Source organism: Terrabacter sp. P5_B1 (genome assembly GCF_056400505.1).
Genome location: NZ_JBFULD010000508.1, coordinates 1 through 1874, shown reverse-complemented (window position 1 = coordinate 1874; position 1874 = coordinate 1). Strand labels below are relative to the sequence as shown.

1 protein-coding gene is annotated in these 1874 nt (G+C 70.5%); it reads right to left on the bottom strand.

Annotated features, from left to right (window positions below; all coding sequences use genetic code 11):
- Window positions 1-87 precede the first annotated feature (87 nt).
- Window positions 88-1773 (bottom strand): ribonuclease J, encoded by a 1686-nt coding sequence (locus AC1DP0_RS21470; protein WP_478088538.1) that lies wholly within the window; start codon window positions 1771-1773, stop codon window positions 88-90.
- Window positions 1774-1874: the final 101 nt, after the last annotated feature.

Sequence of the window (1874 nt, the reverse complement as noted above, 5' to 3'; positions counted from 1 at the left end):
GGGCGCGGTGGGCCGTCATGCGGGCCGCCGTCCGCGCGGCGCGCGTCGGCGCGTGCGGCCCCCCCGTCGACCTCCTGCACCGTCACCTCAGGCCTGCAGCACGACCGGGATGATCATCGGGCGGCGGCGGATCTTGCCACCGACCCACGAGCCGACCGCGCGGCGGATGACCTGCTGGAGCTGCTGGTCGTCACGGACACCCTTGGCGACGGCCTCCTCGATGGCCCGCTCGACCTTGGGGATGACCTGCTGGAAGATCGCCTCGTCCTCGACGAACCCGCGGGCCGTGATCTCCGGTCCGCTGGCGATCTTGCCGGTGGCCGCGTCGAGCACGACGACACAGGTGATGAAGCCCTCGTCGCGCAGGATCCGGCGGTCCTTGAGCAGCGCCTCGTCGGCGCCGCCCACGCTGCTGCCGTCGACGTAGACGTAGCCGCACTCGACGACGCCGACCACCGACGCCTGCCCGTCGACGAGGTCGACGACGACGCCGTCCTCGGCGAGCACGACGTTGTCCTCCGGGACGCCGGAGGCGATCGCGAGCTGGGCGTTGGCATACATGTGCCGCCACTCGCCGTGGACGGGCAGGACGTTGCCCGGCTTGACGATGTTGTAGCAGTAGAGCAGCTCGCCGGCGCTGGCGTGGCCGGAGACGTGCACTTTGGCGTTGCCCTTGTGCACGACGTTGGCGCCGAGGCGCATCAGGCCGTTGATGATGCGGTAGACGGCGTTCTCGTTGCCCGGGATGAGGCTGCTCGCCAGCAGCACGGTGTCGCCGGGGCCGACGTCGATGCGGTGCTCGCGGTTGGCCATCCGCGACAGGGCCGCCATCGGCTCGCCCTGGGAGCCGGTGCAGATGAGGACGAGCTCGTCGTCGCGCAGGCTGTCGATCTTCTTGATGTCGATGAGGATGCCGTCGGGCACCCGGAGGTAGCCGAGTTCGGCGGCGATGCCCATGTTGCGCACCATCGAGCGTCCGACCATGGCCACCTTGCGGCCGGCCTTCTCGGCCGCGTCGAGCACCTGCTGGACGCGGTGCACGTGGCTGCTGAAGCAGGCGACGATGATCCGGCGCTCGGCGTGGCGGAAGACCTTGTCGATGGCGGGCGCGATCTCGAGCTCGGGCGTCGTGAAGCCGGGGACGTCGGCGTTCGTCGAGTCGGTGAGGAAGAGGTCGACGCCCTCCTCCCCGAGCCGGGCGAAGGCGCGCAGGTCGGTCAGGCGGCCGTCGAGCGGGAGCTGGTCCATCTTGAAGTCGCCGGTGTGCAGGAGCGTGCCGGCCTCGGTGCGCACGAAGACGGCGAGCGCGTCCGGGATCGAGTGGTTGACGGCGACGAACTCGAGGTCGAAGACGCCGAGCTTCTCGCGCTGGCCCTCCCTGACCGCCATGGAGTACGGCCGGATGCGGTGCTCCTTGAGCTTGGCCTCGACGAGGGCGAGGGTCAGCGTGGAGCCGATGATGGGGATGTCGCCCTTGAGCTTGAGCAGGTAGGGCACCGCGCCGATGTGGTCCTCGTGGCCGTGCGTGAGGACGATGGCCACGATGTCGTCGAGCCGGTCGGCGATGTAGCTGAAGTCCGGGAGGATGAGGTCGACACCCGGGTGGTGGTCCTCGGGGAAGAGCACACCGCAGTCGATGACGAGGAGCTTGCCCTTCGTCTCGAGCACGGCCATGTTGCGTCCGACCTCGCCGAGCCCGCCGAGCGCGACGACCCGCAGGCCGTTGTCGGGGAGGGCGGGGGGCGTCGTCAGCTCGGGGTGGGGGTGACTCACAGGTGTCCTGTCATTCGGTGCTGCTGCCGGGCCGTCGCAGGCTCCGGTGGGAGGTCATGGGGCGGTCATCCGCCCGCCGGGGGCGCCGGGGGCGCCGGGGG